This is a genomic window from Leucobacter fengyongliangi (assembly GCF_052386045.1).
In genome coordinates this window covers 1,484,911-1,511,907 of sequence record NZ_CM126356.1, presented here as the reverse complement: position 1 = coordinate 1,511,907, position 26,997 = coordinate 1,484,911, and the positions used below count along the sequence as shown (strand labels likewise).

Sequence of the window (26,997 nt, the reverse complement as noted above, 5' to 3'; positions counted from 1 at the left end):
CTACATGTTCGAGGCATCGAAGTTAAGAATTCTGTGGATCGGAACCCCGGTCCGAGATGGTGCGCGCCCGATAACGACGTACGCCCGCACGCGCACGCGCACTCGTCGCCTTGCCGCGATTCTGGCTATCGGGCTGGCGCTGACAACGGCGACGGGCTGCGGATCCGCCCCCGTCGGTTCCGAGCGCGACGTGCTGCGCGTGTACGTGACCACCGGGTATATCGCCGACGCGGTCGCAAACATTGCACCGAATGCCCAGGTGACAACAATGGTCGGACCCGGGGGCGATCCACACAGCTACCAGCCATCGACGCGTGACATCGAGCGGATTCTCGATGCCGACCTCGTACTGTGGAACGGGCTCGAACTCGAAGCGCAGATGTCAGATCAACTCGCCAGCCTCGGGGACCGGCAACTCGCCGTCGCCGAGACGCTGCCTGACGAGCTGCTCATCCCGCTGCCCGAAACGGACTCAGGCGGGCATCCACTGGTCGATCCTCATGTGTGGAATGACCCGGCTGCGTGGGGCCTCGTCGTGCAGGCCATCGCCGAGAAGCTCGGCGAGATCCACCCGGGTGGTGCGACCGGTTATGTCGAGCGCGCGACGGCCTACGCCGGGCAGATTACGCGCGAAGCTGATCGCATCTCGGCGATCCTTGAGGCGATTCCCGAGCCGCGCACGTTGATCACCGGGCACGACGCGTTCTCGTACTTTGGCCGCACCTTCGATCTTGAGGTGCGGGCCACCGACTTTATCTCGACCGAGGCGGCGCTTGGCGCGGGCCAACTCGACGAACTCGCGGCATTGATCGCCGAGAACCGCGTGCCCGTGATTTTCAACGATAACCAGGCAAATCCGCAAGCGATCACGAGCCTGCGCGAGGCGGTGGAGGCACGGGGATGGCGCGTCACGATCTCGGCAGCGGAGTTGTACGCCGACTCGCTCGGCGCCGAAGCCGGGGTCGACACCTACCTCGGGGTGCTCGCGCACAACGCCAATGCAATCGCCGAGACCCTGATCGAGGAGACGCGATGAACGATGCTGACGCGCACCGCAGCGCGAGTCCGGCCTGCCGCACGATTGATCTCAGCGCCGCCTACCGCGAACGTGCTGTGCTCGAAAATGTCTCGATCGACGTGCCCCAGGGAGTGGTGATGGGCATCGTCGGTCCGAACGGCGCGGGCAAATCCACGCTCCTGAAGGCCATGCTCGGCCTCGTGCAGCCGCTGACCGGTCGCGCCGAGTTCTTCGGCAGCACGTTTGAGAAGGCGCGCGGCAGGGTCGGGTACATGCCGCAGTCCTCAAGCGTCGACTGGGACTATCCGGCGACTGTGTTCGACGCGGTGCTCATGGGCACGTACGGGGGTCTCGGGTGGATCCGCCGGCCCGGCAAGGCGGAGCGAGCCCGGGCGCGCGAGGCGCTCGAGCGAACGGGAATTGTGGATCTCGCTTCGCGTCAGATCGGTGAACTCTCGGGCGGTCAGCGCCAACGGGTGTTTCTCGCTCGCACCCTGGTGCAGGCCCCCGATCTCACCATCATGGACGAACCATTTCAGGGGGTGGACGCGAAGAGCCAGCAGGCGATCCTGACAGTGCTCCACCAGCTGCGCGCCCAGGGCAGCACCGTCGTGATGGTGCATCACGACCTCGCCACGGTGCGCGACTCGTGCGACTACGTGACCCTCCTGAATCGCAGGGTGATTGCCTCGGGCCCCGTCGCCGAGGCGTTCACGACGGAGCACTTGCGCACCGCCTATGAGGCGAGCGGCGGCGACACGTTCCTCGAGCTGCCCCGATAGGTCGTCAGAATGAGCCCGATCGAGTTTTTCGACACCCACACCTATCGCATGGTGTTTTTTGGTACCGCCGTCATCGGACTCGTCGCCGGTGCCCTGGGGCCGTTCGTCTACCTGCGAAAACAATCGCTGATGAGTGACGTCATCTCGCACGCCGCGCTTCCCGGAGCCCTGCTCGCGTTCCTCAGCGCGGTGCTGTTGTTTGGCATTGATGGGAGAAACATGCTCGGGCTGATCGTCGGGGCGGTGGTCATTGGCACACTGGCGGCCCTCGCTGCGAACGCGATCACGCGCGTATCGAAACTCGCGATTGACACTGCCATGGCGGTGGTGCTCACGTTCTTCTTCGGCGTGGGCATGCTGTTGCTGAGCGTGATCACCAACGGCCCGTTCCCCGGCAAGGGCGGCATTCAGGATTACCTGTTCGGAAACGCCTCGGTGATCACCCTCGCCGATTTCGTCACGAGCATTTCGGTGGGCGGGATCGCGCTCGTGATTACTGCGCTGTTCTGGAAAGAATTCGCGGTGCGGACTTTCGATCCCGACCTCGCTGTGGTGCTCGGCTTTCGCGCGCGCGGCATCGATACGCTGCTGTTCATCACGATCGTCATCGCGACGGTGATCGGCGTGAAGGCAGTCGGCCTCGTGCTCATGGTCGCCTTCGTCATCACGCCCCCGGCGGCGGCTCGGCAATGGGTGAGCTCCCTGCGGGGCCTGGTCCTACTGTCCGCGGCAATTGGGGCGGTAGGCAGTGGTGTCGGGGCCTACCTGTCGATTTCGTGGGGCGGTGTGCCGACAGGACCCGTCATTGTGCTCACATTGTTCGCGATCTTTGTGTGTTCGCTTCTGTTTGCCCCGCGGCGAAGCATATTGACCCGCGCGCGGGCGAGGCGCAGGGCGCGCCTGGCGTTGCGAGATTCGCTGCTGAGTACCGGGGGTGCCCGATGAGTTTTGTGCTCGGCACCTCCATACTCGCCGTGGTCACCGCGCTGGCCTGTGCGCTGCCTGGTGTCTTCATCGTGCTGCGAAAGAACTCGATGCTGGTCGATGCGATCAGCCACGCCGTGTTTCCCGGCATCGTCGTGGGCTATCTCTTCTCCAGAGACCTGGATTCCCCGATATTGATCGCCGGAGCCGCGCTCGCCGGGCTGCTCGTGGTTCTGGGCAGCGAGTGGCTCAGTCGCACGGGTCTCATTACGGGGGATGCGCCGCAGGGGCTCATATTTCCTGCATTGTTCAGCATCGGGGTCATCCTCATCACGATGAAATTCTCGAACGTGCACCTCGATACACACACGGTTCTGGTGGGCGACCTTAATCTCGCCTCGTTCGAGCAGTTCGCGGTGCAGGGCATCCCGGTGGCCCCGGTCTATCTGGTGCTGATGCTGGGGATGCTGGCCCTCAATGTCGTGTTCATCGCCGCGCTGTACCCGAGGCTTGCGGTATCGACCTTCGACCCAGAGTTCGCTCGTTCGCTCGGAATTCGCACCGGGGTGCTGAATGCCGGGCTGATGCTGCTGGTCGCGGTGACTGTCACCGCTGCGTTCAACGCCGCGGGAGCAATACTGGTGGTTGCGCTGGTCATCGCGCCGCCGGCTACCGCGTTGTTGGTGACGCGCCGGCTGCCGGTGATGATCGCCCTGACCCTGGCGATTGCCGCCTTTGGCGCGATTGTGGGCTTCTGGATCGCCTACTGGCTCGACGCCCCCACAAGCGCAAGTATGGCGATCTGGTACGGCGTGATGTTCCTCGCAACCCTTGTGGTCAGCGGCGGTGCGCGGCGCAGGGGCGCGAGGTCAGGCGTCGATTCCGCGATCCACCAGCGACACCCACACCGCATCGGTGGCGGTGCGACCCAAGGAAATTGAGGCGCCAGGAGTGCCAGCAGCTTCACTAGGATCACTCGCACCGACGACGATCTCAAGTGCGTCCGAGAAGGGCGACCCCTCACGTGCCTCGAATGTGGTGCCCACTGCGAGACCGTGTTCGGAGAAGTACTGCAGCAGTGCCGGATCGTCGTCTGAAATGCGTTCGATGCGCAGCACGCTGCCCGGTGAGGCGCTGCTGAGGGGGTGCGCGTCGGGATACACGATCTCACCCGAGGCGCTGGGAATCGGGTCGCCATGTGGATCCCGAACCGGAAATCCGAGGAGCGCGTCGAGCCGGTCGATCATAAAATCTGAGACCGCGTGTTCGAGTGACTCTGCCTCGTCGTGCACGAGATCCCAGCTGTAGCCGAGCATCTCAACGAGGAAGGTTTCGATGAGACGGTGGCGACGTACCATTCCTATCGCGTAGGCGCGGCCGCCCTCGGTCAGCGTAATCGCGCCGTAGGGCGCGTGATCCAGCAATCCCTTGTCAGCGAGGCGACGCACCGCATCCGACACGGTTGAGAGCTTCATGCCGGTGGCCTCGGCGACGAGAGAGGGCGTCACCGGAGCATCAGACCACTCTTGCAGGCCCCACACGGCCTTGAGATAGTTCTGACTGCTCGGGGAGAGCTCTGAGAGCACCATACGAAAACTCTACCAAACAAGAAAATTCGAACCAGCGAAGTTGGAAGTCGGAACAGGTTCAGGCTTTGCTGCCGCTGAACGCAAGCACGCAGCCGAGTCCGATCAGCATCCCGCCGCCTACGCCACGCATGGTGCTGAGTCGCTTCGGAGAGCCAGCAAACCACGCACGCGCGGTGCCCGCGATGAGCACCCAGACGCTATCGGAGACGAGGGCGATGACGACAAAGACGACACCGAGCACGATCATCTGCATCGGCACGGCACCCGCGTGAAAGTCGACAAACTGGGGGAGCGCCGCAACGAAAAATACGATGCTCTTCGGGTTGCTCACGCCCACGACAAAGCCCTGCCAGAACAGAGTGCGCCTCGGTACTGCGCTGCGCACCACTCCGTGCTCGGGCTCCGCGCCGCTGCGTCGATGGCGGATCGCTTGCACGCCCAGGTAGACCAGGTAGGCGGCACCGGCGAGTTTGATGACGGTGAAGAGCACCACCGACTGCGCCACGATCGCACCCACGCCGAATGCGACGGCAAGTATCAGCGGGAACTGTCCGAATGTGTTGCCGGCTACGGTAATCAGGCCGCCCGCGCGGCCGACGCTCAGTGTACGGGCCACCGCGAACAGCACACTGGGCCCGGGGATCACGACGAGGATCAGCGAGGCGAACGCAAATGCCAGAATGGCCTGAATGGTCGGCATTCGCACAGTCTAGGTGAACGCGAAACGCGGATGTCACAGTCAGTGGATACCCTGGAGCCATGAGTGATCAGCAGAACCCTCACGATCGCGAGCACGAGCTGTCAGAAACGACGCGGATCGCGCGAGACCTCATCCGCTTCGACACGTCCAACCGAGGCGGCGGGGATGCCAATCCCGAGGCGGAGGCCGCAGCGTATGTCTCGGACTATCTTCGCGAGCTCGGGCTGGATCCGGTGACGATCGAGGCGGCACCCGGCCGCGCGAGCGTCGTCGCGCGCGTTGCGGGCAGCGATCCGACGCTCCCCGCACTGGTGCTGCACGGGCACCTTGACGTGGTGCCCGCCGATCCTGCGAACTGGTCGGTCGACCCCTTCGCGGGAATCGTGAAAGACGGCATGCTGTGGGGTCGCGGCGCGGTCGACATGAAAGATATGGACGCGATGATCCTGACTGCGATCGCCGAGTTGTTGCGCGCGGGGGAGCGGCCGCGCCGCGACACGATCCTGGGCTTCTTCGCCGACGAGGAAGACGGTGGCGCGTTCGGCGCGCACTACCTGGTCGCCAATCACCCCGAACTTTTCGAGGGGGCCGGCACCGCCATCAGCGAGGTCGGTGGCTACTCGATCGATCTGGCTGGCACTCGCGCGTACCTGATTCAAACGGGCGAGAAATCGCTCGACTGGATCAAGCTTCGGGCTCGCGGCACGGCGGCGCACGGCTCTCGGGTGTGGCACGACAACGCGGTGACACGTCTCGCCGAGGCAATCGCCGCGCTTGGCCGTCACGAGTGGCCGATCGCCCTCTGCGACACCACGCGCGAGTTGGTAGACGAGATCGCAAAGATCTTCGGTGAGGATCCGCACGAGGTCGACCCCGAGCAGTTGGTGCTGCGGGCTGGCAAGGGCGCGGGGTTCATTCAGGCGAGTTTGCGTACGACCACGAATCCGACGGTGTTGAGCGCGGGTTACAAGCACAACGTGATTCCCGATACCGCGGAGGCGCTCGTCGACGTGCGTACGTTCCCCGCAAGCCAGGCGGGCATTCTCGCCGAGGTGCAGGCGATTGTCGGCCCAGATATCGAGATCGAGACCGTGCACAGCGACATCGGACTCGAGGTTCCGTTTGCGGGTGAACTCATTGACGCGATGATCGCGAGCCTCGGTCGCCATGACCCTGAAGCCCGAGTGCTGCCATACCTCCTGTCGGGTGGCACCGATAACAAAGCGCTCAGCCTTCTGGGCATCACTGGCTATGGTTTCGCGCCGCTTCGCCTACCCGCTGACCTTGATTTCCCGGGAATGTTCCACGGAGTAGACGAGCGCGTACCGCTCGACGCTCTCGATTTCGGCCACGCGGTGCTGGTAGATCTCCTGCGAAGTTATTAAATACGTAGCGGAGCCATGCCGCGGTGCTCACACCACGGTATGGCTCCGCACGCGTTAGTCTTGTCGCTGGCCCGCGCAACGCACGGGCCCACGGAAGGGAAACATGGGGATCTTCGAGGCCATCCTGCTTGGCATCATTCAGGGGCTCACCGAGTTCTTACCGATTTCATCGAGTGCGCACCTGCGCATCGCGAGCGAACTCATGGGTATTGGTGACGCGGGAGCCGCGTTCACTGCAATCACTCAACTGGGTACCGAAGCGGCAGTCGTTGTGTTCTTCTGGCGCGACATTGTGCGCATCATTAGCCGTTGGTTCCGGTCGCTCACGGGTGCAGTTCCGCGCCGCGATCCTGACGCGCTGATGGGATGGTGGATCATCTTAGGATCAGTCCCCATCGTGATCTTGGGACTCCTCTTTGAAGACCTCATCGACACCACGCTCCGTTCCCTCTGGTTCGTCGCCATAGCGCTCATCGTGTTTGGCCTCCTGCTGGGGTTTGCCGACCGCTATGCCAAACAGGAGCGAGACCTCACACAGCTTGGGTGGAAGCACGGCCTGATTTTTGGGTTCGCACAAGCGCTCGCGCTGATCCCCGGGGTCTCACGTTCCGGCGGCACGATCACGGCCGGTCTCCTCATGGGCTATACGCGCGAGTCCGCCGCCCGCTACTCCTTCCTCCTGGCGATCCCCGCGGTCTTCGGCTCGGGCGGCTACAAGCTCATCAAGTCGATCGGTGACCCGGGTAGCGCAGCAGGCGCGCCCACCCTCATTGCCACGGTGATTGCCTTCGTCGTTGCACTTGTGGTCATCGGTGTGTTCATGCGCTACATCTCGCACGGCAGCTTCATGCCATTCGTGGTATACCGAGTTCTGCTCGGAATTGTCATCATCGTACTTCTGAGCACCGGGGTACTTTCCGCCGAGGGGGGCGTGGCAACGGCACAGACGATCGATGCCGCATCACCAATACTGAATGGGATTGCGCTGTGAGAACCTGGACCCCGCCCACCCTCCCCACGCTGCCTGGCCAGGGCTTCGCGCCGCGCCTGTTCAATGCGGCAACCGGTCGCTTCGAATACCCGGCGATCGAGGATCAGCGAGCGACGCTGTACGTTTGCGGTATCACGCCCTACGACGCGACACACCTTGGGCATGCTGCGACGTACCTCGCCTTCGACACGATGCAGCGTGCCTGGCGCGATGCCGGTATCGACACCGAATACGCGCAAAACATCACCGACATCGACGATCCGCTGCTGGAGCGCGCGAACGCCACCGGGGTCGACTGGCGGGCGCTGGCCGAAGAGCAGATTGGCCTCTTCCGCAGCGATATGTTCCGCCTCGGCATGTTGCCGCCTCACCACTACGTCGCGGTGACCGAGAGGATCGACGAGATCGCTGATGCCGTACACCGCCTCGTCGCGAGTGGACTGGCGTACCCCGTGCCCACTGAGGACGCGGTGGTCGGCGCGGGTCAAGACCTGTACTTCGATACCATTGCCGCCGAGCGAGAGACGCAGTGGCGCCTCGGCGATGTGGCGCCGATCGATCGTGAACTGATGATGCTCTTGAGTTCGGAGCGCGGGGGAGACCCGGATCGAGCAGGCAAGCGCGATCCACTCGACCCGCTGTTGTGGCGAGCCGCTCGTGACAGCGAACCGAGCTGGGAGACTGTGCTCGGGTCAGGCAGGCCGGGGTGGCACATCGAGTGCGCAGTCATCGCGACCGGCGCGCTCGGCAATGCCTTTACGGTGCAGGGCGGTGGGGGCGACCTCGCGTTCCCGCATCACGAATTTACTGCGGCCCACGCCACGGCTCTCTCGGGCACACCGTTGGCTCACGCGTACTGCCACGCCGGCCTGATCTCGTATCACGGCCACAAAATGTCGAAGTCACGCGGGAATCTCGTGTTGGTCTCGAAATTGCTTGCCGGTGGGGCCGATCCCTCCGCGATCCGACTGGGGCTCCTGTCGCACCACTACCGATCTGAGTGGGAGTGGTTTGACTCCGACCTTGAGGTGGCGACGAGACGGCTTGAGGCCTGGCGGGAAGGACTCGAACGCGAAGCGGCTGAGCCGGTCAACGCGGTCGCGACCTTGCTGCAGCTTCGTCAGGCGCTCGCCAACGATCTCGACACGCCAGTGATGCTCGCAACGCTCGATGGTGCGCTTGATCAAGGGGTGGATGATCCGGACCTGATCGCCGATGCGGTGCTCGCCTTGCTCGGTGTGCACTTGCGCGATACAGAATTGGCCTAGCGCGAAGAAACTGGAGCCAAGAGCGGGCGACCGAAACGGGGCCTACGGGGTGGAGAGCGGTCCGGGCTCGGCGTTTGGGTTTTCATCGGGATCGATGTTGAGGTATTTCTCAAACTCGTGAGCAATGGCCTCGCCAGTGGCCTCAGGTGCGTTCGTCGCGTCACGAGCCTCTTCGAGCGAACGAATGTAGCGCGCCATGTCGTCGTCGCCAGCGGCAATGCGGTTGATACTTGCTTCCCACGCGGTAGCCTCGCTGAGCATGTCACCTCGTGGGATGACGACATCGAGCAGCTCCTCCAACTTGTCGAGAACTGCGAGCGTTGCCTTGGGCGAGGGGGCGGTGTGCACATAGTGCGGCACTTGCGCCCAGAGGCAGAGCACGGGAACTGCGGCCTCGGTCAGTGCAATGTCGAGCAGTGTTGAGATACCCACGGCTCCCTCGTAGTCGCTCCGCGCCGCGCCGGTGGTGGCCCTCAGTTCGGCGTTTTCGCTCGTGAGTGTGACCGCGATGGGGCGAGAGTGCGGAGCATCGGAAAACAGCGATCCAACGAGGATGACCATATCGATCGCCCATGAGTCGACGACGTCGATAATCTCCTCGGCGAATGCGGTCCAGTCACGCGCGGGCTCGACACCTGCGAGGAGAAAGAGATCCTGCACCCGAGTGCCATCGATGCGGTGCACGGTTTCGGTGCTTGGTTCAGACGTGGATCCGGGCCGTTGCACGGTGCCATAGAGTCGCGTTTCGGGCCACTCGATTACGCGGTGGCCGGAGTCGGTGAAGCTCACCTTCGGTCGATGCACCTGGTAGTCAACGAACCCGTCTGCCCCGATCGCATGCAGCATCTCGGCGTTGATCAGTTCGCCGAGGTGTTGCAACACGGTCGTCGCCGCCGAGCCAGCGTCGCTCCAGCCTTCGAACGCGGCGATGAGCACCCGCGGGTGTGTGGGGGAATCAGCAGCTTGAGGCACGCACCCAGGATAGTCGCCTCGGATCGGTAGACTCGATGCAATGACTGAGCAGAATCTCGCGGCCGTACTCTGGGACATGGACGGCACCCTCATCGATTCCGAGCCGCTCTGGCTCGAGGCCGAGTTGGCGATCCTCGATCGCTACGGAATTCCCATGACCCCAGAACTCCGCGATTCCCTCATCGGTTCGGGCCTCTGGGACGCAGCGGAGTCGTTTCGCAACCTGGGAGTGCCCCTGAGCGCCGACGAAATCGTCGCCGAATGGGCGGCGCATGTGGGCACCGGCCTCAGCAGCGCCGAGCCCGCCTGGCGTCCCGGCGCGGTCGAACTCCTTGCCTCCCTTGCCGATGCGGGGATTCCCTGCGCGCTGGTCACTATGTCAGTGCGCACGCTCGCCGAGCGGGTGGTGCGTCTGCTTCCGGCGGGCACCTTCTCGGCGATTGTCGCGGGTGATGATGTGGATCACGCGAAGCCTCACCCCGAGCCGTACCTTCGGGGCGCCGAGGCGCTGGGTGTGCCGATCGAGCGGTGCATTGCCCTCGAAGATTCGCCAACCGGCCTGCGGTCGGCAGCAGCGTCAGGCGCGGTCGCAATTGGGCTTCCCAATCTGGTGAGCCTGCGCGGCTTGAGCGCTCACGCGCTCTGGTCAACGCTGCACGCCACGGATGCTCAGATTTTGCGGAGCCAGTTTGCGGCGCTGCGCGGCGGCGATCCACAAGTACAAGAATCAGTCTGCGATCCGATGGGAGCCCGAGCGTGAGCGAGAGAGCAAGTGACGTTGGGGCTGTGGGCGACGAACCCGTGCTGAGGCCATCGCCGAGTGGCCCGCTGGGCTACGGGGATCGGGTGCAGCTCACTGGGCCAAAGGGTCGGCTCAACACCGTCACGCTGGTACCCGGCGGCGAGTTTCACAGCCACCGAGGCATGATCGCACACGCAGACCTCGTGGGTCTGCACGATGGTTCGGTAGTGGCCAATAGCAGCGGCGAGGAATACCTCGCGTTGCGGCCACTGCTGAGTGACTTCGTGATGTCGATGCCACGTGGTGCGGCAATCGTGTACCCGAAAGATGCTGCGCAGATCCTGTCACTCGCAGACATCTTCCCCGGAGCGCGCGTGGTGGAGGCCGGTGTTGGTTCTGGTGCGCTGTCACTGCATCTGTTGCGCGCGATTGGCGGCGAAGGTGAACTGCTCTCGTTCGAGCGACGCGAAGAGTTCGCCGAGATCGCGCGCGCGAACGCGGCCGCATTCTCGGGCACCCTTCCCGAGAATTGGTCGGTGACGGTGGGCGACCTACAGGAAGCCCTGCCCGCGGCGTGCGCCCCCGCTACGGTCGACCGTGTGGTGCTCGACATGCTTGCGCCATGGGAGTGCGTTGGTGTGGCCGCCGATGCGTTGAAACCGGGCGGAGTGATCATCTGCTACGTGGCGACCGTGACGCAACTCTCGCGCGTGGCCGAAGAATTACGCCGTCACGGGGGCTTCACGCACCCGCAGGCCAACGAAACCATGGTGCGAGGGTGGCATGTTGAAGGCCTCGCCGTGCGTCCGGATCATCGAATGGTCGCGCACACCGGCTTCCTCATTACGGCACGGCGCTTGGCGCCGGGGGCGATTCTGCCGCAGCTCAAGCGCCGAGCGTCGAAGGGTGACTTCACCGCAGAAGACGTCGCGGCCTGGACCCCGGATTTGAACGACGAAGCGGCAGGTGAGTGGACGCCCGAGTCGATCGGTCAGTGGAGCAAGAGCGACAAAGTACTGCGGAAGAAGGTGCGCGTTGCGCAGCAGCTCGCGCGCGAACGCGGTGCCGACGAGCCCGAGAGCTGATCCGCCCCATCACATCTTCCCAACACCCGCCTGCACTAGAATCGGGTGGTTGCCAGGTTTCACCGAGAGGTTTTCATGCGTCGTCGAGTTCTCCCCGTCACTGCTATTGCGACGCTGGCGTTCGCCGGGTTGACAGGTTGCACCGTCTCGACGACGGGTGCTGAGTCGTGTGTCGCACCCCTGAGCCCCGGGGCACTCAGTGAGAGTGTTTCGGTGGGCAATCTGAGCGGCGGCGACCCAGACGTCTCGATTGATTCGGGCGCCAAGATCGTGAACGCCCAGCGCTCGCTGGTTGAAGAGGCATCTGATCGCGATGTTGTTGCGGCAGAGGGAACGATTGTGTCAGCAAATCTGGCGTACTTCGACTCGGTGTCCGGTGAGATGCTCGAGGCGAGTCCGACGTTTGGGTCTGGCACCGCTGGCGAGTTGTTCCTGGCCTCGGCCGAGGGCGGGCCAGTCTTGCAGGGTGTGCTGTGTTCGGCTCCCGGCGACCTCGTAGCGATCGCACTCCCCGCAGATCTCAGCACCGGGGCCGTATCGACCCCGGGCGCCTCCCTCGTCGTGCTCGCCGAGATTGTCGATGTTGCGCCGGGCTCGGCATCGGGCGCGATCACCCCGTTGCCCTCGGGGTTCCCGGCAGTTGTGACCGACGAGGCGGGACGCGTGGGCCTGGTATTGCCCCCTCAGGAAGCACCAGCCGAAACGAAGACCGCGGCGCGCATCATGGGTGACGGCCCGGAGGTGCAGGCCGACAGCATGATTATTGGCAACGTGTTGACCGTGGGCTGGGACGGTCAGCAGCTCAAGAACACGTGGGAAGCGGGCCCGGAGAACCTCGGCTCCGAAGAGCAGATCGAGCAGTCGGGCGCTACGTTCCGGGCAGCACTGACCGGGTTCCCCGTGGGTTCGCAGGTCGTGGTCATCGAGCCCGGTGACGGTAGTCCCCGCGTCAGCGTCATCGATATTCTCGCAATCGCATAGGCGACATCACCGTGGCTGGGCCCAGCACGCTTCGCTCGATCCCCGCCGAGGAGCGGGTGTTCAGCCTCGTCCTCGCGCTGGTGGCGAGCCCACAGGGGCTCACGAAGCGCGAGCTCCTCTCAAGCGTTCACGGCTATTCAGATCGATTTCGCACAGGCGAGACCGATCGCGCGCTCGAACGGCAGTTCGAACGCGACAAAGACCAGGTGCGCGCACTTGGCATCCCCATTGAGACTGTTGATTCGCCTGAGGAATCGGGAAATTTGCAACATTCCCGCTACAGAATTTCTAAGGACCTGTTGCAGTTCCCCTCCGACGCGCGCTTTACTGCTGCTGAGCTCAGCGTGCTGCGGCTCGCGTCGCTCGCCTGGGCGGAGGGCAGTCTCAGCGCGGAATCGCGACGCGCTGCGATGAAACTGGAATCACTGGGCGCGGGCCTCGATGTCGCTTGCCTCGGAATCGCCCCGCACCTCGGAATTCCTGAGCCCGCGGCTCCCGCGCTGCAACGAGCGATCGATGAGCGCAGTGTGACAACCTTCTGGTATCAGCTGCCAGATCGCGATGCTCCGGCGGAGAGACGGGTTGCACCCCTTCGCCTGCATCGGGCGGAAGGACGCTGGCACCTGATCGCCTGGGATCTTGAGCGTGATGCCGGCCGCGTGTTTCTGCTCTCACGCATTGTGGGAGAGGCGAAGCTCTGCTCAGAAACCTTCGATGCTGCCCTGAGCGATCGCGTGGAGGGCATGCTTGACGACCTCATCGCCTTGCGGGAGCGGCAGCTCGCACGGCTCGTGGTACGTCGGGGCTCCATCGCCGAGTCGCGTTTGGCTGCGCGCGCGGTGACGCACCCGATTTCAGCGGACGCTGCACCGGAGGAGGCCGCTCAGGTCGGTGAGCTCCCTGTCGGGTATCGACATCTCACGGTGACGACGCTCGACCTCACCGCCCTTGCAAGCGAACTTGCGGGTTACGGTGATGAGGTGGTCGGTGTGGATCCACCCGCGTTGCGTGAGGCGGTGATAGGCCTGCTCGCCGAGGTGCGGCGACAGCATGAGGTTCCTGTTTCCGACGACGATGGAGGAACGTGATGAGCAGGAGCCTGACCACACCCGATCGCGTGGTGCTGCTGCTCGCACTCGTGCCCTACCTGGTCGAACGTGGACCGACGCCCCTCGCCGATCTCGCTGAGGCCTTCGCCGTCGATGCACGGGTGCTGCGTCAGCTCATCCCGTTTCTGGGCATGGCCGGAATCCCCGGCGAGACGAACACCTATCAGGACCAAGACCTCTTCGACATCGACTGGGACGTGTTCGAGGAACACGAGGTGGTGATCCTCACCCGTGTCATCGCGGTCGACGACACCCCGCGGTTCTCGGCCGTCGAGGCCGCGGCGTTGCTGGCCGGCCTGCACGCGCTGCTCCCCATGCTGCCCGAGCGGGAACGTCGTCACGTGGCATCGGCCGCGGCGAAGCTCGCCGGTGGAATGAACGATCACCAGCAGCTCTCGCTGTCGGTAACGACCGAACCAGAGCATCCTGTTCTCGCGGAGATCTCGGCTGCCATCACCGCGGGGAAGCAGCTGCGTTTCGACTATCGAGACGTGCATGGCCGAGCGACCACGAGACGCGTCGAGCCGCTCGTGCTCGGCCAGGCGAATGGCGACTGGTACCTGCGCGCGCACTGCCTCGATCGAGAGGCCGAGCGCACGTTCGCAGTGGATCGCATCCGAGTGCCTCGGATGCTGCCTGAGGCCGCACGGGCGAGGCCGCAGGGGCGCGTGTCGCTTCCGGCGCTCGACCCGGTGCGTGAGGGGGTCACCGCTCGGCTCCGATTCAGGGTCGGTGTTCTGCATCGACTCGCCGGATTCGTGCCACGGGTGCTGGGGGAACCGGTCGATGGTTGGGTGCGTGCCGAGATCGACCTCGCACATCCCGCGGTCGCGGTGCGCGTGGTGCAGGTCGCCCCGGGTGAGATTGTTTTTGAGACTCCAGCCGAGGCACGCGAGGCGGTGCTCCAGTGGAGCGCTCGTGCACTCGCACCCCACGACGCGTGACTCAGCATTCCGGCAGTAAGCTGGCCTAGTGGCAGTGACAGCACGGCGGCGAAAGAACCCCGATGGCAAGATGAGCCTGGGCGCCCACCTCATCGAATTGCGGAACCGTCTGTTCATCGCTGCCATCGCGATCGGGGTCGCTCTGATAGCGGGCTGGTTTCTCTCCGACTGGGTGTGGACGGTCCTTCGGCAGCCGATCCTTGAGCTCGAGGTTGAAGGGCGCACCGCCCTCATTCAGTACACCGACGTGACGAGTGGCTTCGATACGAAGGTGCAAATCTCGCTCTTCATCGCGGTTCTGCTTGCCTCGCCCGTGTGGCTGTACCAGATCTGGGCATTCCTCGTGCCGGGCCTCACTCGGCGTGAAAAGGGTGTCGCCATTGGGTTTCTCGGCACCGCGGTGCCGCTGTTCCTCCTCGGCGTCTACGCCGGCTGGAGCGTGCTGCCGAATATCGTGCGCATCATGGCTATGTTCCAGCCAGAGGAGGATGCCTTCCAGATCGCTGCACGAAGTTACTTGGATTTCACGATCAAGCTGCTCCTCGCCGTCGGCGTGGGCTTCGTGATGCCGGTCTTCCTGGTGCTGCTGAACTTCATCGGAATTCTCAGCGGAAAATCGATCCTCAAGAGTTGGCGCGTCGCGATACTCTGCATCATCCTGTTTGCCGGCATCGCGACACCCGCAGCGGATCTGATGAGCATGTTCCTGCTTGCGGCGCCAATTATCCTGTTGTACTTCGCGGCGGCAGGGATCGCGATCCTGCACGATAAGCGAGTGGAAAAGAAGCAGGCAAAAGAACTCGCCGAGTACGGCATCGACCCCGTGTCGGAAGCAGAGTGACCGCAATGGAGAACTCGAACGAACCGGCCGAGCCAGCTGGACCGTCCGAGCCAGCAGAGCCGTCCGAGCCAGCAGGGCCGTCCGGTGCCCGGCAATATCCGGCGCTTGAGGGCTTCGCCGCTCGGCTGAAGTTCCCGCTCGACGCGTTCCAGCGCACCGCCTGTGAGCGGCTGGAGGCCGGCCGCAGCGTGTTGGTGGCTGCGCCCACGGGATCCGGCAAGACCACCGTCGCTGAATTCGCAGTGGCCCTCGCGCGGCGAGAACGCGACGCGCGAATCTTCTACACGGCTCCCATCAAGGCGCTCTCAAATCAGAAGTTTCGCGAACTGTGCGCCGAGTACGGCGACGAAGAGGTGGGACTGCTGACGGGTGACGTCAACATTCGCGGGCACGCCCCGATTGTCGTGATGACCACCGAAGTGCTGCGCAACATGATCTACGCCGAGAGCGACGCGCTCGACGACCTTGCCTTTGTCGTGCTCGACGAGGTGCACTACCTGGGCGACAAATACCGGGGGGCGGTGTGGGAGGAGATCATCCTGCACCTTCCCCAGTCGGTGCGGTTGGTATCTCTGTCCGCCACGGTCTCCAACGCCGAAGAATTCGGCGACTGGATGCACGCAGTGCGCGGAGACACCGATGTGATTCTCAGCGAGCATCGGCCCGTCCCGCTCTATCAGCACGTTCTCACCGCGAAGGCGCTGCTGCCGCTCTACGTCGATGGCGACGGCGAGTTGGTCGAGCATGGCAGACTCAATCCCGAGCTGCGCGCCCTCGATCGCGGAAGTCGTGGTCAATCGTCCCGCGATCGCAGCGCTGGTTCGCGAGACCGCGGCTCGGAAAGATATCGCAGCTCGCAAGGCCGTTCGCGGGGGAGGGCCCCTGTTCGCCGCACGAAACGCATCACCCGGGCCGACATCGCGCGTGCCCTCGATGAGATGCAACTCACCCCCGCGATCGTGTTCATTTTCAGTAGGAACGGCTGCGACCAGGCAGTGGGCCAGTGCCTGTTCGAAGGGATCCGCCTGACGACGCGCGAGGAGCGAGACGAGATCCGCCGTGTCATCGATCGAGAGATCGCAGGAATCGACCCCGAAGACCTGCGCGTCTTGGGCGTGAGCGAGTGGATCGCGGGCCTCGAGCGGGGGCTCGCCGCGCATCACGCCGGCATGCTGCCGCAGTTCAAAGCAGTCGTCGAGCAGCTGTTTCAGCGACGCCTCGTCAAGGTGGTGTTTGCCACCGAGACACTCGCACTCGGCATCAACATGCCGGCGCGCTCGGTGGTCATCGAGAAGCTGGATAAGTTCAACGGCGAGGAGCGGGTGCCGCTCACCTCCGGGGAGTACACGCAGTTGACAGGCCGTGCAGGTCGGCGCGGCATCGACCATGAGGGTCACGCGATCGTGGTCTGGAACGAGGGGGCCGACCTTGAGGCGATCGCCCACCTCGCCTCTGCACGCTCGTTTCCGGTGCGGTCGAGTTTTCGGCCCACCCCGAACATGGCCGCGAACCTGCTGCAGCGCATGGATCTGACATTGGCGCGCGAGACCCTCGAACTCTCCTTCGCGCAGTTCCAGGCCGATCGTGCGGTGGTGGATCACGCTCGGGAACTCCGGGCCGAGCAGGAGTCTCTGGCCGGGTATCAAGCCGCCGCCCAGCGGGCGAAGGGGTCTGACAAAAAGCGCTGGGAAGACCGCGAGCGCAAACTTCGCCGCAAGATTGAGCGCGGGCGCCGTCAGATCGCGAGCCGCACGGGCACGATTGCGCGAACATTCGATCGTGTCGTCGACACGCTGACCGATCTCGACTACCTGCAGCACCTCGGAGGGGGACAGGTTGAGGTGGGCGAGTGGGGGCTGCTTCTGTGCCGCATTTACGGCGATCGCGACCTGCTCGTTGCCGAGTGTCTGAGGCGCGATGCCTGGCACGGGATCGATGCCGCCGGCCTCGCCGCACTCGCCTGCGCGCTAACGCACGAACCGCGCCGCGACGACGAGGCCGAGGGCCGACTCCCGGGAGGCCCCTTCCGGCAAGCGTTTGATCGGACGCTCGACCTGTGGGGCCAGCTTGACGATCTGGCCGAACGCAACAGGTTGCCACAGGTGGATGCTCCGCATCCCGGGCTCGCCTCGGCGATGCACGGTTGGGCGAGCGGCTGGACGCTCAGCCGTACACTGGAACACGCCGTGATCGGCGCTGGAGACTTCGTGCGCTGGTCGAAGCAAACAATCGATTTACTCGACCAGATCGCGCAAGCGGCAGAGCACGCCGAGGTCGATGTCGACCGCCTCGGCGCACTGGGGGCCGTCGCTCGAGAGGCGAAGCGCAAGGTTCGCCGCGGCATCGTCTTGACCTCAAGTAGCTCGTGAATACCGTACGCACACTGAAATGGTGGATCGCGCTTCCCGCCGCGTTGCTCGGCGGCCTGGGGCTTGACGCGGCAACCCCGTGGCTGAACTGGTGGCCAGCCGGACTCGTCGGTGCTGCGCTCGTCATCGCGTCCGTGTGGCAGCAGCGCTCGCTCGCCGGATTGCTACTCGGTGCGGTCGCCGGTGCGGCATTTTGGGGCCCACACATCTCGTGGCTGACGCTCTACCTCGGTCCGATTCCCTGGCTCGCGCTCTGCTTCGTCATGGTCTCGTGGTTCGCGCTGTTCGGACTCGTCGCTGCGACAGTCACCCGGGGGCTGTCGCAGGTGCGGATGTCGCGGCTTACCCGAGTCGCCACGCAGTCCCTCACTGTCGCTGGGCTCTGGGTTCTGCGTGAACAGCTGCAGTCGACGGTGCCATATGGTGGGTTTGCCTGGGGTCGTCTTGCACACACACAGGCGGAAGGACCGTTTTCCGAGTTGGTTTCGTGGGTGGGGTTCGCCGGACTGTCTGGCCTGATCGCCCTGATGTGCGCGCTCCCCGTTGCGGCTGCGTTTGCCTGGAGGGACAGTGCGAGAAACGCACCCGGAAGACGCGCGTGGGCGGGTGCCGTAGCGGGTGTTCTCGCACTGATCGCACTGGCCCTCGTGCCGCCATTTCAGCTCGAAGAAACGGGCACTCTGCGCGTGGCCGCCGTGCAGGGCAATTCGAAATCAGGGATTTTCGACGACAGAGAATCGGGAGACGTGCTGCGCGATCACCTCGAGGCCACAGAGGCTGTGCTCGACGAGCTTGAGGCCGCGGGTGAAAGCGTTGACGTGATCGTCTGGCCTGAGAACAGCGCAGAATACGATCTCCCAGGCAACCCATACGGCAGCTATGCGGTGCAGCGCCTTGCGAAGCGCGCAGGAGCACCGATCGTAGTGGGCACGATCCTGAAAGATCCGGACGGCACGTACACCAACAGCACCCTCGTGTTTGACGGCAACGGCAGCACGAGCGAACGGTATGACAAGCGGCGCCCCGTGCCGTTTGCCGAATACATGCCGGACCGCGCGTTTTATAGGTCTCTCGTGCCCGAACTGATAGACCTGGTGCAGCTCGACTATGCGTTCGGTACCCGGCCCGCGGTGCTTCCCATTGAGGGCGCGTCTGGTCCCTTCGATGCTGGCATCGCCATCTGCTTCGACATCATCTTCGACGATCACGCGGCCGCACTGGTGGGCGACAGCGCGGAAGTCATCTTCGCCCAGACGAACAACGCCGACTTTGGGCGCACCGATGAGAGCGCGCAACAGTTACAAATCGCCAGATTGCGTGCGATCGAGACTGGGCGTGCGCTCGTCAACATTTCGACCGTGGGCACGAGTGCGGTCGTCATGCCAGACGGAAGCGACCGCGCGAGCCTCGAACCCTTTACCTCCGATGCCATGGTCACCGACGTACCCCTCGTGCGTGGAGAGACTGCGGCGCTACGCCTGGGCGAATTCTTGGCCGGGATATGGATCACGATCGCTGTCGGCGGGTCACTGCTGAGTGTTTGGGGAGCAAACGTGACACGAGTCGTTGGCAGCAGCCGAAAAGCGGGGAGCCGACGACGCTAACCTCGGGCTCCTGAGCGCCTGGCGCGTAGGAGTTTCAACCGTTCTTCGAGCAGCTCTTCAAGCTCCTCTCGGGTTCGACGTTCGAGGAGCATATCCCAGTGCGTGCGCTGGTGCTTTTCCTTATCTTCAAACTCCGAGCGTGCCGTACGCCCGGCCTCATCGTCGAGAAAGCCGACCTCGCCCGTTCGCTGATCAACCCACTCCGCTGGCACCTCGGCATCGGCATCGAACATGACGGTAAATCGATTGCCCCGATCGGTGAGGTACTCCACCCGTCGCCGGGGTGAGAACTCCACTCCCTCTTCTGCCTGCAGGCTCGTCGCCCCAATCCGGGCTCCGCGCAGTGTTCGCTCAGCCATTGGAACCTCCTCGCCTCGCGAGCCACGCTGAGTGGCGCAGCGCCGCGATCCACCGGTCTTTCCTTGACTGCAGCGTAGCGCTCTGGACGCGGCAGCGTAACCCCCTGCCGGAGGGGGTGCGAGAAGTGCTGCGACATCGTAATATGCAGCCCGGTACGCTGATGGAGACATCTGTCACTTTTTTCGAAGGAGCCTCAGTGACCCAGCCGCTTGCCGCAAACAGTCTTACGGGTGCACGTGCGCTCGTCACCGGATCTTCGCGTGGGATCGGCGCGGACACCGTGCGGTACTTTGCCGAGGCCGGGGCCGATGTTGTGGTGAACTTTCGAAACAAGGCCCCGCGGGCAGAGAAGCTGGGTGCACACCTGCGCGAACTCGGCGTGCGCGTGTTGGTGCAGGGTGCAGACCTGACCGATCCCGCCTCGCTTTCCGCCATGATGGGGGCCGTCGAAGAGGAATTTGGCGGTCTCGATATCCTGGTTCTGAACGCCTCCGGCGGGATGGAGAGCGGCATGGCTGAGGACTACGCGTTGCAGCTCAACCGTGATGCTCAGCTGGCCGTGCTCGACGCGGCGCTTCCGCTGCTCGCACCCGGATCGCGCGTGGTGTTTGTCACGAGCCACCAGGCGCACTTCATCCGGACCACGCCGACGATGCCCGAGTACGAGCCCGTCGCCCTCTCAAAGCGGGCTGGCGAGGATGCTCTGCGGGAGCGGATTCCGGAACTGGCCAAACGAGGGATTGAGTTCGTCGTGGTGTCGGGCGACATGATCGAGGGAACGGTCACCGCGACGCTACTCGAGCGTGCGAATCCGGGTGCGATCGAGCAGCGCCGAGAATCGGCGGGCAAGCTCTACAACGTTTCCGAGTTCGCTGCCGAAATTGCCCGGGCCGCGGTCGAACCTATCCCCGAGGATCACACACGGCTAGTGGGCGACACCTCGGGTTTCAACGCGTAATCGCGTGTGTTACAGCTTCGTTTCGGGCACTCTGCCTCTGCGGCGTAGCTTTGTAACGACCGAAGAATATTCGGCAAGTTCGGTATTGACTGGAAACCCGTGAATTAAAAGTGGGGTTCGATTCGTTCTGCCGAAGAAACCAGTGTTAATGTCGAAACTCCGAGCCACCGTGCTTCGTCGTGACAATGGGGTCACGGCGATACCTTTTCGCACGAGGTGAGACCGACCGGGCCGCCGACGTCCCACTGATCGAGAGGACGTCGATGAGCATGACGCAAGCGACCCTGTGCCCCACAGCCGGAGTACGACCCACACGTGGGTCCTTCCCCGCGGCAGAGGGGCTGTACGATCCAGCAGATGAGAAGGACGCCTGCGGACTCGCGTCGGTGGTTTCGCTCAGCGGCGAAGCCAGCCATGAGATCATCGAACTCGCACTTACCGCCCTCGAGAACCTCGAGCACCGTGGCGCGGTGGGATCAGACGCAGGTACCGGCGATGGTGCCGGGATTCTGTGCGCTATGCCTGACGCCTTCTTCCGTCGCGTGCTCGCCGAGAGCGCGCCTGAGATTGTCCTTCCGCAGGCTGGGCAATACGCGACCGGCCTAGCGTTTCTCCCGCAGGAATCCGCAGAACGGCGGGCCGTGCGCTACCGAATCGGAGCCATCGCCGCTGAGGAGGGCTTGTCGATTGTGGCCTGGCGACCGGTCGCGGTGCGACCGGAGGTGCTGGGCGAGTCGGCCAGAGATGTCGCCCCGGTCATCGAACAGCCCTTCCTTGTCGCTAGCGACGGGCAGGCCGCCGACGAACTCCAGATCGAACGACGCGCGTTCCGCACCCGCAAGCGGATCGAGCGCGAAACCGGCGTGTACCTGCCCTCGCTGTCTGCGCGCACCATCGTTTACAAGGGCATGGTCACCACACTGCAGCTCCCCGGCTTCTACCCAGAACTGTCTGCAGGCGATTTCGCCGCCAGGTTCGCCATCGTGCACTCTCGGTACTCGACCAACACGTTCCCGTCCTGGCACCTTGCGCAGCCGCTGCGACTCGTCGCGCACAACGGCGAAATCAACACGGTACGAGGCAACCGCAACTGGATGCGTGCACGCGAGGATCAACTCGAAAGCGACGTTCTCGGCGACCTTCGCCCTCTCCGGCCGATCTGCTCCGAAGGCGGAAGCGACTCCGCGAGCTTCGACGAGGTGCTCGAGTTGCTCGTCATGGCCGGCCGAAGCCTCCCGCACGCCCTCGCGATGATGGTTCCGGAGGCCTGGGAATCCGAGGATGGCCTCACACCCGAACTGCGGGACTTTCTTGAGTATCACTCACTGGTGATGGAACCGTGGGACGGCCCCGCAGCAATGATCGCCACCGATGGTACCGAGCTGGTAGCTCTGCTCGATCGCAACGGGCTCCGGCCGGGTCGTTTCCAAGTCACCAAGGGCGGGCTTTTGGTGATCGCCAGCGAGACCGGTGTGCTTGAGTTTACGCCCGATCAGGTGGTGCGTCGCGGGCGCCTGCAACCAGGCCGCATGCTCGCGGTAGATCTTGCCACGGGCACGATCCGCGAGGATCACGAGGTGAAGAGCGCACTCGCGGCCGCGGCCCCCTGGGGTCAGTGGCTGAACGAGGGCCGCATCCACCTGAGCGATCTGCCCGAGCGGGAGCACCTCGTGCACCCACCGGCCTCGATCGTGCGCCGCCAGCGCACGTTTGGGTACACGGAGGAGGAGCTTCGCCTGCTGCTCACGCCGATGGCACGCGAGGGCGCGGAGCCGATTGCGGCCATGGGTACCGACACACCGATCGCCGTGCTTTCGGAGCGACCACGACTGGTCTTCGACTACTTCGTGCAACAGTTCGCGCAGGTCACAAACCCGCCGCTCGACGCTCTGCGCGAGGAACTGGTGACGAGCCTGTGGACCGGGATCGGGCCACAGGCCAACCTGCTCACGCAGTCAGCCGAGCACGCTAGACAGGTGATTCTGAACTTCCCCGTCATTGACAATGACGCGCTCGCGCGCATCATGCACTTCGGTGACGATCCTGAGCGCGAGCGCACCGTGACCGTGCGCGGGCTATACCCGGTTGATGGCGGTGCCCCGGCACTCGCGTTACGTCTGGAGGCAATGTGCCGTGAGGCAAGCGCCGCGATTGACGCTGGCGCCGAGTTCCTCATCTTGAGTGACCGCGACAGTAACAAGGATCAGGCACCCGTGCCGTCCCTGTTGGCGGTCTCGGCGGTGCACCACCATCTCATTCGCGAGGGCAAGCGGATGCGTGTGGCCCTCATCGCAGAGGCAGGAGATGTACGTGAGGTGCATCACGTCGCCGCGCTGATTGGATACGGCGCGGCCGCGGTTAACCCGTACTTGGCGATGGAAACCGTCGAGGGTTTGGTGCGCTCCGGCGAGCTCGAGGGCATCGAACCCACTGAGGCGGTGGCTCACCTCATCAAGGCGCTCGGTAAGGGCATGCTGAAGGTGATGAGCAAGATGGGCATTTCGACCGTCGCCTCCTACTGCGGTGCGCAGACGTTTGAGGCCATTGGGCTCGCGAAAGACGTGGTGGATCGCTACTTCACCGGAACGGCATCGAAGCTCGGCGGAGTCGGACTCGATGTCATCGCCGCAGAGGTCGCGGCCCGCCATCGTCGCGCCTATCCCGATGACCCTGCCGCGCTCGCACACCGCCGACTCGAGACCGGTGGCGAGTATCGTTGGCGTCGCGGCGAGGAACCGCACCTCTTCGACCCCGAAACGATCTACAAGCTGCAGCACGCGACGCGCACGGCCCGCCGCGACATCTTCACCGAGTACACCTCGAGGGTCAACGAACAGCAGGAGCGGCTGATGACGCTGCGCGGTCTGTTCAAGTTCTCTCCGCAGCGACCCGCGGTACCGCTCGATGAGGTCGAACCCATCGAATCGATCATGCGGCGATTCGCGACCGGGGCCATGAGCTACGGCTCCATCTCGAAGGAGGCGCACCAGGTTCTCGCGATCGCGATGAACCGGATCGGCGGTAGGTCCAACACCGGCGAGGGCGGAGAGGACGAGGAACGGTTGCTCGACCCCGAGCGCCGCAGTTCGATCAAGCAGGTGGCCTCGGGACGCTTTGGCGTGACGAGCATGTATCTCACGAACGCCGACGAGATCCAGATCAAGTTGGCGCAGGGAGCGAAGCCGGGGGAGGGCGGTCAGCTGCCGCCCCAAAAGATGTACCCGTGGATCGCGAGCACGCGCCACGCGACCCCGGGTGTGGGCCTCATCTCGCCGCCCCCGCACCACGACATCTACTCGATCGAGGATCTCAAGCAGCTCATCTTCGACCTGAAGCGCGCAAATCCTGGCGCTCGCATTAGCACCAAGCTCGTGAGCCAGAGTGGCATCGGCCCGGTTGCAGCCGGGGTCGCAAAGGCACTCAGCGATGTCGTGCTCATCTCGGGTCACGATGGCGGTACGGGTGCGAGCCCGATGAACTCGCTCAAGCACGCAGGGTCGCCCTGGGAGCTGGGGATCGCCGAGGCGCAGCAGACGCTGATGCTGAATGGGCTGCGCGATCGCGTGGTCTTGCAGGTGGATGGTCAGCTGAAGACCGGCCGCGATGTCGTGATCGCAGCCCTACTGGGAGCCGAGGAGTTTGGCTTTGCAACGGCACCGCTCGTGGTGTCCGGGTGCATCATGATGCGCGTCTGTCACCTCGACACCTGCCCGGTGGGTGTCGCGACACAGAATCCCGAGTTGCGTGCCCGATTTACCGGACAGGCCGAGCACGTCGTGAACTTCTTCCGCTTCATTGCAGAAGAAGTGCGAGAGCTCCTTGCTGAGCTCGGCTACCGCAGCCTCGAGGAGGCGGTGGGAGATACCGCATCCCTCGATATCGACGAGGCGCTGCGACACTGGAAGGCAGAGGGTCTTGACCTTTCGCCGATCCTGAGCGGCCCCAAGATGGCAGCCGATCAACCGCGCAGGCATGCACGCGAGCAAGATCACGGGCTCGAAGAGCACTTCGACCACCGACTCATCGCCGCGTCGCAGGCTGCACTGGATCGACGTGATTCCGTTGTGGTCGACCTTCCCATCCGGAATGTCGACCGCGCGGTCGGAACAATGCTCGGGCACGAGGTGACGAAGCGATTCGGCTCGGCTGGGCTTGCGCCGGGCACGATCGATGTCATGCTCACGGGCTCCGCCGGTCAGTCTCTCGGGGCATTTCTCCCGCCTGGCATCACGCTCCGCCTGATCGGCGATGCCAACGACTACGTGGGCAAGGGACTTTCGGGAGGCGAGATCACGGTCCGCCCGCACGCCGACGCAGGTCACCCCGCCGCTGGCAACGTGATCGCCGGAAACGTAATCGGGTATGGCGCGACCAGTGGTTCACTGTGGATCGCGGGCGTAGTCGGTGAGCGCTTTCTCGTGCGCGGCTCAGGTGCGACCGCGGTTGTGGAGGGCACTGGAGACCACGCGCTTGAGTATTTCACCGGAGGCTTTGCGCTGATCCTTGGCCCGACCGGGCGCAATATCGGAGCAGGGATGTCTGGCGGTGAAGCCGTGCTACTTGACCTTGATCCGCTCCACGTCAACTCAGCGGAGTTGGCTTCTGGATCTCTACTGCTCCAGCCGTTCTCTGAGATCGACGGTTCCGCTGGCAACGATCTACGCGCCTCTGTCTCTGCGCTCCTGCAGCGCCACGTGGAACACACGGGATCCGAGCTTGCCGCAGATCTTCTGCAGCAACTCGCACGCGATCCACAGTCAACGTTCGCTCGTTTCACCCGGTTGATTCCCCGCGACTATGCCCGAGTGCTCGAGATCCGCGAGCGTGCACGCGACGAAGGTATTGACCCCGACGGCGACCGGGCATGGTCGCAGATTCTGGAGGCAACCCGTGGCTGATCCGCGTGGTTTTCTGAAGGTTCGCGAGCGCGAATTGGCACCCAAGCGCCCCGTCGCGCTGCGCTTGCAGGATTGGCGCGAGGTGGTGGATCCTGCCGATCCGACCCTCGTGGCGAGGCAGGCCTCGCGCTGCATGGACTGCGGGGTGGCCTTCTGTCATCAGGGGTGCCCGCTCGGCAACCTAATCCCGGAATGGAACGACCTGGTGTGGCGCGGTCGCGAGCAGGAGGCGCTTGAACGCCTGCACGCCACCAATAATTTCCCGGAGTTCACCGGTCGCGCATGCCCGGCCCCCTGTGAGTCGTCCTGTGTGCTGGGCATCAATCAGCCGGCGGTGACCATCAAACAGGTCGAAAACAGCATCATCGATCAGGGTTTTGCGAATGGCTGGGTGCTCCCGGTACCCCCCGAACGCCTCACCGGCAAGACCGTCGCAGTTGTCGGATCCGGGCCCGCGGGGCTCGCGGCCGCGCAGCAGCTCACCCGTGCGGGTCACACGGTCGCGGTGTACGAACGCGACGAGCAGCCCGGCGGCTTGCTACGTTTCGGCATTCCCGACTTTAAGCTCGAGAAGACGCTGGTTGAGCGGCGCATCGCGCAGCTCAAAGCTGAAGGTACGCGCTTCCGCACCGGCATCGAAGTGGGTCGCGATTTAAGCTGGGGCGAGCTCCGACGGCGTTACGACGCTGTTGTTGTCGCAACAGGATCAACCGTTCCTCGGGAGCTCGATATTCCGGGCCGCGACTTGGTGGGTGTGATGCCCGCGATGCCCTACCTCTCTGCATCGAACCGCGTGGTCGCCGGAAGCCTCGCCGAGACGCCCTTTGACGCTGCGGGCAAGCACGTGATCGTGATCGGTGGCGGAGATACTGGGGCCGACTGCGTGGGTACCGCAAACCGCCAGGGGGCCGCGTCCGTGACGAATCTGGCGATCGGACGGAAACCTGGCCTCGTGCGCACGGAGTCGCAGCCGTGGCCGGTGCACCCGACCCTGTTTGAGGTGACGAGCTCACACGAGGAGGGTGGAGAGCGTCGGTATTTGGCATCGACGGTGGAATTTCTCGGAGACGCACGGGGCAGGGTGCATGGACTCCGTGTCGCCGAGACGGGTATCACCGAGCGCGGCCGCGAGCCGATTCCTGGCACCGAGCGCGTGTTGGAGGCCGACCTCGTGCTGATCGCCATGGGGTTCAGCGGCCCTGAGCACATTTACGATGCCGGGTTCCCACTCGGGCGTTCCGCCCGCGGGGCGTTTGCTCGCGAACGGGACTATTCCACCGAGCTTCCGGGGGTGTTCGTCGCGGGGGACGCGGGACGCGGGCAGTCGCTTATCGTGTGGGCGATCGCCGAGGGGCGAGCGGCTGCTGCGGCGGTCGATGCGTACCTCATGGGCTCGACGGTGCTCCCGTCCCCGCTCTTGGCGACCGACCACGCCTTCGCCTAGAGGCCGCAACCTCCGGTCGCCACTCACCGGTGC

22 protein-coding genes are annotated in these 26,997 nt (G+C 64.3%); 18 read left to right on the top strand and 4 right to left on the bottom strand.

Annotated elements, in window-relative coordinates; genetic code table 11:
- The first annotated feature begins 4 nt into the window (after nt 1-4).
- The 4 genes from ACTNFK_RS07230 to ACTNFK_RS07215 are packed head-to-tail and all read left to right on the top strand — an operon-like array spanning nt 5 to nt 3,665.
- On the top strand, nt 5-1,036 hold the full coding sequence (locus ACTNFK_RS07230; RefSeq protein ID WP_435935719.1) for a metal ABC transporter substrate-binding protein: 1,032 nt from the start codon (nt 5-7) through the stop codon (nt 1,034-1,036).
- Nucleotides 1,033-1,800, top strand: a complete 768-nt coding sequence (locus tag ACTNFK_RS07225; protein ID WP_435935720.1) for a metal ABC transporter ATP-binding protein — start codon at nt 1,033-1,035, stop codon at nt 1,798-1,800. The genes ACTNFK_RS07230 and ACTNFK_RS07225 overlap by 4 nt, the downstream gene beginning before the upstream one ends.
- A gap of 9 nt (nt 1,801-1,809) precedes the next feature.
- Nucleotides 1,810-2,745, top strand: coding sequence for a metal ABC transporter permease (locus tag ACTNFK_RS07220; RefSeq protein ID WP_435935721.1), 936 nt, complete (start codon nt 1,810-1,812; stop codon nt 2,743-2,745).
- Nucleotides 2,742-3,665, top strand: coding sequence for a metal ABC transporter permease (locus ACTNFK_RS07215; protein ID WP_435935722.1), 924 nt, complete (start codon nt 2,742-2,744; stop codon nt 3,663-3,665). The genes ACTNFK_RS07220 and ACTNFK_RS07215 overlap by 4 nt, the downstream gene beginning before the upstream one ends.
- On the opposite strand, the gene ACTNFK_RS07210 is transcribed toward ACTNFK_RS07215, so the two are convergent.
- Nucleotides 3,594-4,313, bottom strand: coding sequence for a metal-dependent transcriptional regulator (locus ACTNFK_RS07210; RefSeq protein WP_435935723.1), 720 nt, complete (start codon nt 4,311-4,313; stop codon nt 3,594-3,596). The two genes, ACTNFK_RS07215 and ACTNFK_RS07210, sit on opposite strands and share 72 nt — an antisense overlap.
- A gap of 58 nt (nt 4,314-4,371) precedes the next feature.
- Nucleotides 4,372-5,013: a LysE family translocator gene (locus ACTNFK_RS07205; RefSeq protein ID WP_435935724.1), complete on the bottom strand. Its 642-nt coding sequence runs from the start codon at nt 5,011-5,013 to the stop codon at nt 4,372-4,374.
- Between the two features lie 59 nt (nt 5,014-5,072).
- Between ACTNFK_RS07205 and ACTNFK_RS07200 the strand changes: the two genes are divergently transcribed.
- From ACTNFK_RS07200 to mshC, 3 genes are all read left to right on the top strand, one after another.
- Nucleotides 5,073-6,398 carry a M20/M25/M40 family metallo-hydrolase gene (locus ACTNFK_RS07200; RefSeq protein WP_435935725.1) on the top strand — a complete coding sequence of 442 codons (1,326 nt, stop codon included), beginning with the start codon at nt 5,073-5,075 and terminating at the stop codon, nt 6,396-6,398.
- Nucleotides 6,399-6,501: 103 nt separating this feature from the next.
- A complete protein-coding gene (locus ACTNFK_RS07195) occupies nt 6,502-7,389 on the top strand; it encodes an undecaprenyl-diphosphate phosphatase (RefSeq protein WP_435935726.1) in 888 nt (295 codons plus the stop codon).
- Nucleotides 7,386-8,657, top strand: a complete 1,272-nt coding sequence (gene mshC, locus ACTNFK_RS07190) for a cysteine--1-D-myo-inosityl 2-amino-2-deoxy-alpha-D-glucopyranoside ligase (protein ID WP_435935727.1) — start codon at nt 7,386-7,388, stop codon at nt 8,655-8,657. Before ACTNFK_RS07195 ends, mshC begins: the two co-directional genes overlap by 4 nt.
- A 42-nt stretch (nt 8,658-8,699) precedes the next feature.
- Here the strand turns inward: mshC and ACTNFK_RS07185 are convergent, their stop codons facing one another.
- On the bottom strand, nt 8,700-9,629 hold the full coding sequence (locus ACTNFK_RS07185; RefSeq protein ID WP_435935728.1) for a PAC2 family protein: 930 nt from the start codon (nt 9,627-9,629) through the stop codon (nt 8,700-8,702).
- Nucleotides 9,630-9,669: 40 nt separating this feature from the next.
- On the opposite strand from ACTNFK_RS07185, the gene ACTNFK_RS07180 reads away from it, so the two are divergent.
- The 8 genes from ACTNFK_RS07180 to lnt all read left to right on the top strand — a co-directional run bounded on the left by ACTNFK_RS07180 (nt 9,670) and on the right by lnt (nt 19,304).
- Nucleotides 9,670-10,389 carry an HAD family hydrolase gene (locus ACTNFK_RS07180; RefSeq protein ID WP_435935729.1) on the top strand — a complete coding sequence of 240 codons (720 nt, stop codon included), beginning with the start codon at nt 9,670-9,672 and terminating at the stop codon, nt 10,387-10,389.
- Nucleotides 10,390-10,433: 44 nt separating this feature from the next.
- On the top strand, nt 10,434-11,456 hold the full coding sequence (locus tag ACTNFK_RS07175; protein WP_445117213.1) for a tRNA (adenine-N1)-methyltransferase: 1,023 nt from the start codon (nt 10,434-10,436) through the stop codon (nt 11,454-11,456).
- A gap of 75 nt (nt 11,457-11,531) precedes the next feature.
- Nucleotides 11,532-12,437 (top strand): peptidylprolyl isomerase, encoded by a 906-nt coding sequence (locus ACTNFK_RS07170; RefSeq protein WP_435935730.1) that lies wholly within the window; start codon nt 11,532-11,534, stop codon nt 12,435-12,437.
- A gap of 11 nt (nt 12,438-12,448) precedes the next feature.
- Nucleotides 12,449-13,525: a helix-turn-helix transcriptional regulator gene (locus ACTNFK_RS07165; protein WP_435935731.1), complete on the top strand. Its 1,077-nt coding sequence runs from the start codon at nt 12,449-12,451 to the stop codon at nt 13,523-13,525.
- On the top strand, nt 13,525-14,490 hold the full coding sequence (locus ACTNFK_RS07160; RefSeq protein ID WP_435935732.1) for a helix-turn-helix transcriptional regulator: 966 nt from the start codon (nt 13,525-13,527) through the stop codon (nt 14,488-14,490). The genes ACTNFK_RS07165 and ACTNFK_RS07160 overlap by 1 nt, the downstream gene beginning before the upstream one ends.
- Nucleotides 14,491-14,560: 70 nt before the next feature.
- The gene (gene tatC / locus ACTNFK_RS07155) at nt 14,561-15,331 is read left to right on the top strand and encodes a twin-arginine translocase subunit TatC (RefSeq protein WP_433647547.1); all 771 of its coding nucleotides are present in this window, start codon (nt 14,561-14,563) and stop codon (nt 15,329-15,331) included.
- Nucleotides 15,332-15,336: 5 nt separating this feature from the next.
- Nucleotides 15,337-17,700, top strand: a complete 2,364-nt coding sequence (locus tag ACTNFK_RS07150) for a DEAD/DEAH box helicase (RefSeq protein WP_435935733.1) — start codon at nt 15,337-15,339, stop codon at nt 17,698-17,700.
- Nucleotides 17,697-19,304, top strand: coding sequence for an apolipoprotein N-acyltransferase (gene lnt, locus ACTNFK_RS07145; protein ID WP_435935734.1), 1,608 nt, complete (start codon nt 17,697-17,699; stop codon nt 19,302-19,304). Before ACTNFK_RS07150 ends, lnt begins: the two co-directional genes overlap by 4 nt.
- Here lnt and ACTNFK_RS07140 read toward each other — a convergent pair.
- Entirely contained in the window at nt 19,301-19,663 is a 363-nt protein-coding gene (locus ACTNFK_RS07140) for an RNA polymerase-binding protein RbpA (protein ID WP_435935735.1), read from the bottom strand. The genes lnt and ACTNFK_RS07140 overlap by 4 nt on opposite strands.
- A 197-nt stretch (nt 19,664-19,860) precedes the next feature.
- Here ACTNFK_RS07140 and ACTNFK_RS07135 point away from each other — a divergent pair, with 197 nt between their 5' ends.
- The 3 genes from ACTNFK_RS07135 to ACTNFK_RS07125 all read left to right on the top strand — a co-directional run bounded on the left by ACTNFK_RS07135 (nt 19,861) and on the right by ACTNFK_RS07125 (nt 26,964).
- Complete coding sequence (locus ACTNFK_RS07135; RefSeq protein WP_435935736.1) at nt 19,861-20,622, top strand: SDR family oxidoreductase; 762 nt, start codon at nt 19,861-19,863, stop codon at nt 20,620-20,622.
- Between the two features lie 269 nt (nt 20,623-20,891).
- Entirely contained in the window at nt 20,892-25,520 is a 4,629-nt protein-coding gene (gene gltB, locus ACTNFK_RS07130; protein WP_435935982.1) for a glutamate synthase large subunit, read from the top strand.
- Nucleotides 25,513-26,964 carry a glutamate synthase subunit beta gene (locus tag ACTNFK_RS07125; RefSeq protein ID WP_435935737.1) on the top strand — a complete coding sequence of 484 codons (1,452 nt, stop codon included), beginning with the start codon at nt 25,513-25,515 and terminating at the stop codon, nt 26,962-26,964. Before gltB ends, ACTNFK_RS07125 begins: the two co-directional genes overlap by 8 nt.
- Nucleotides 26,965-26,997 lie beyond the last annotated feature (33 nt).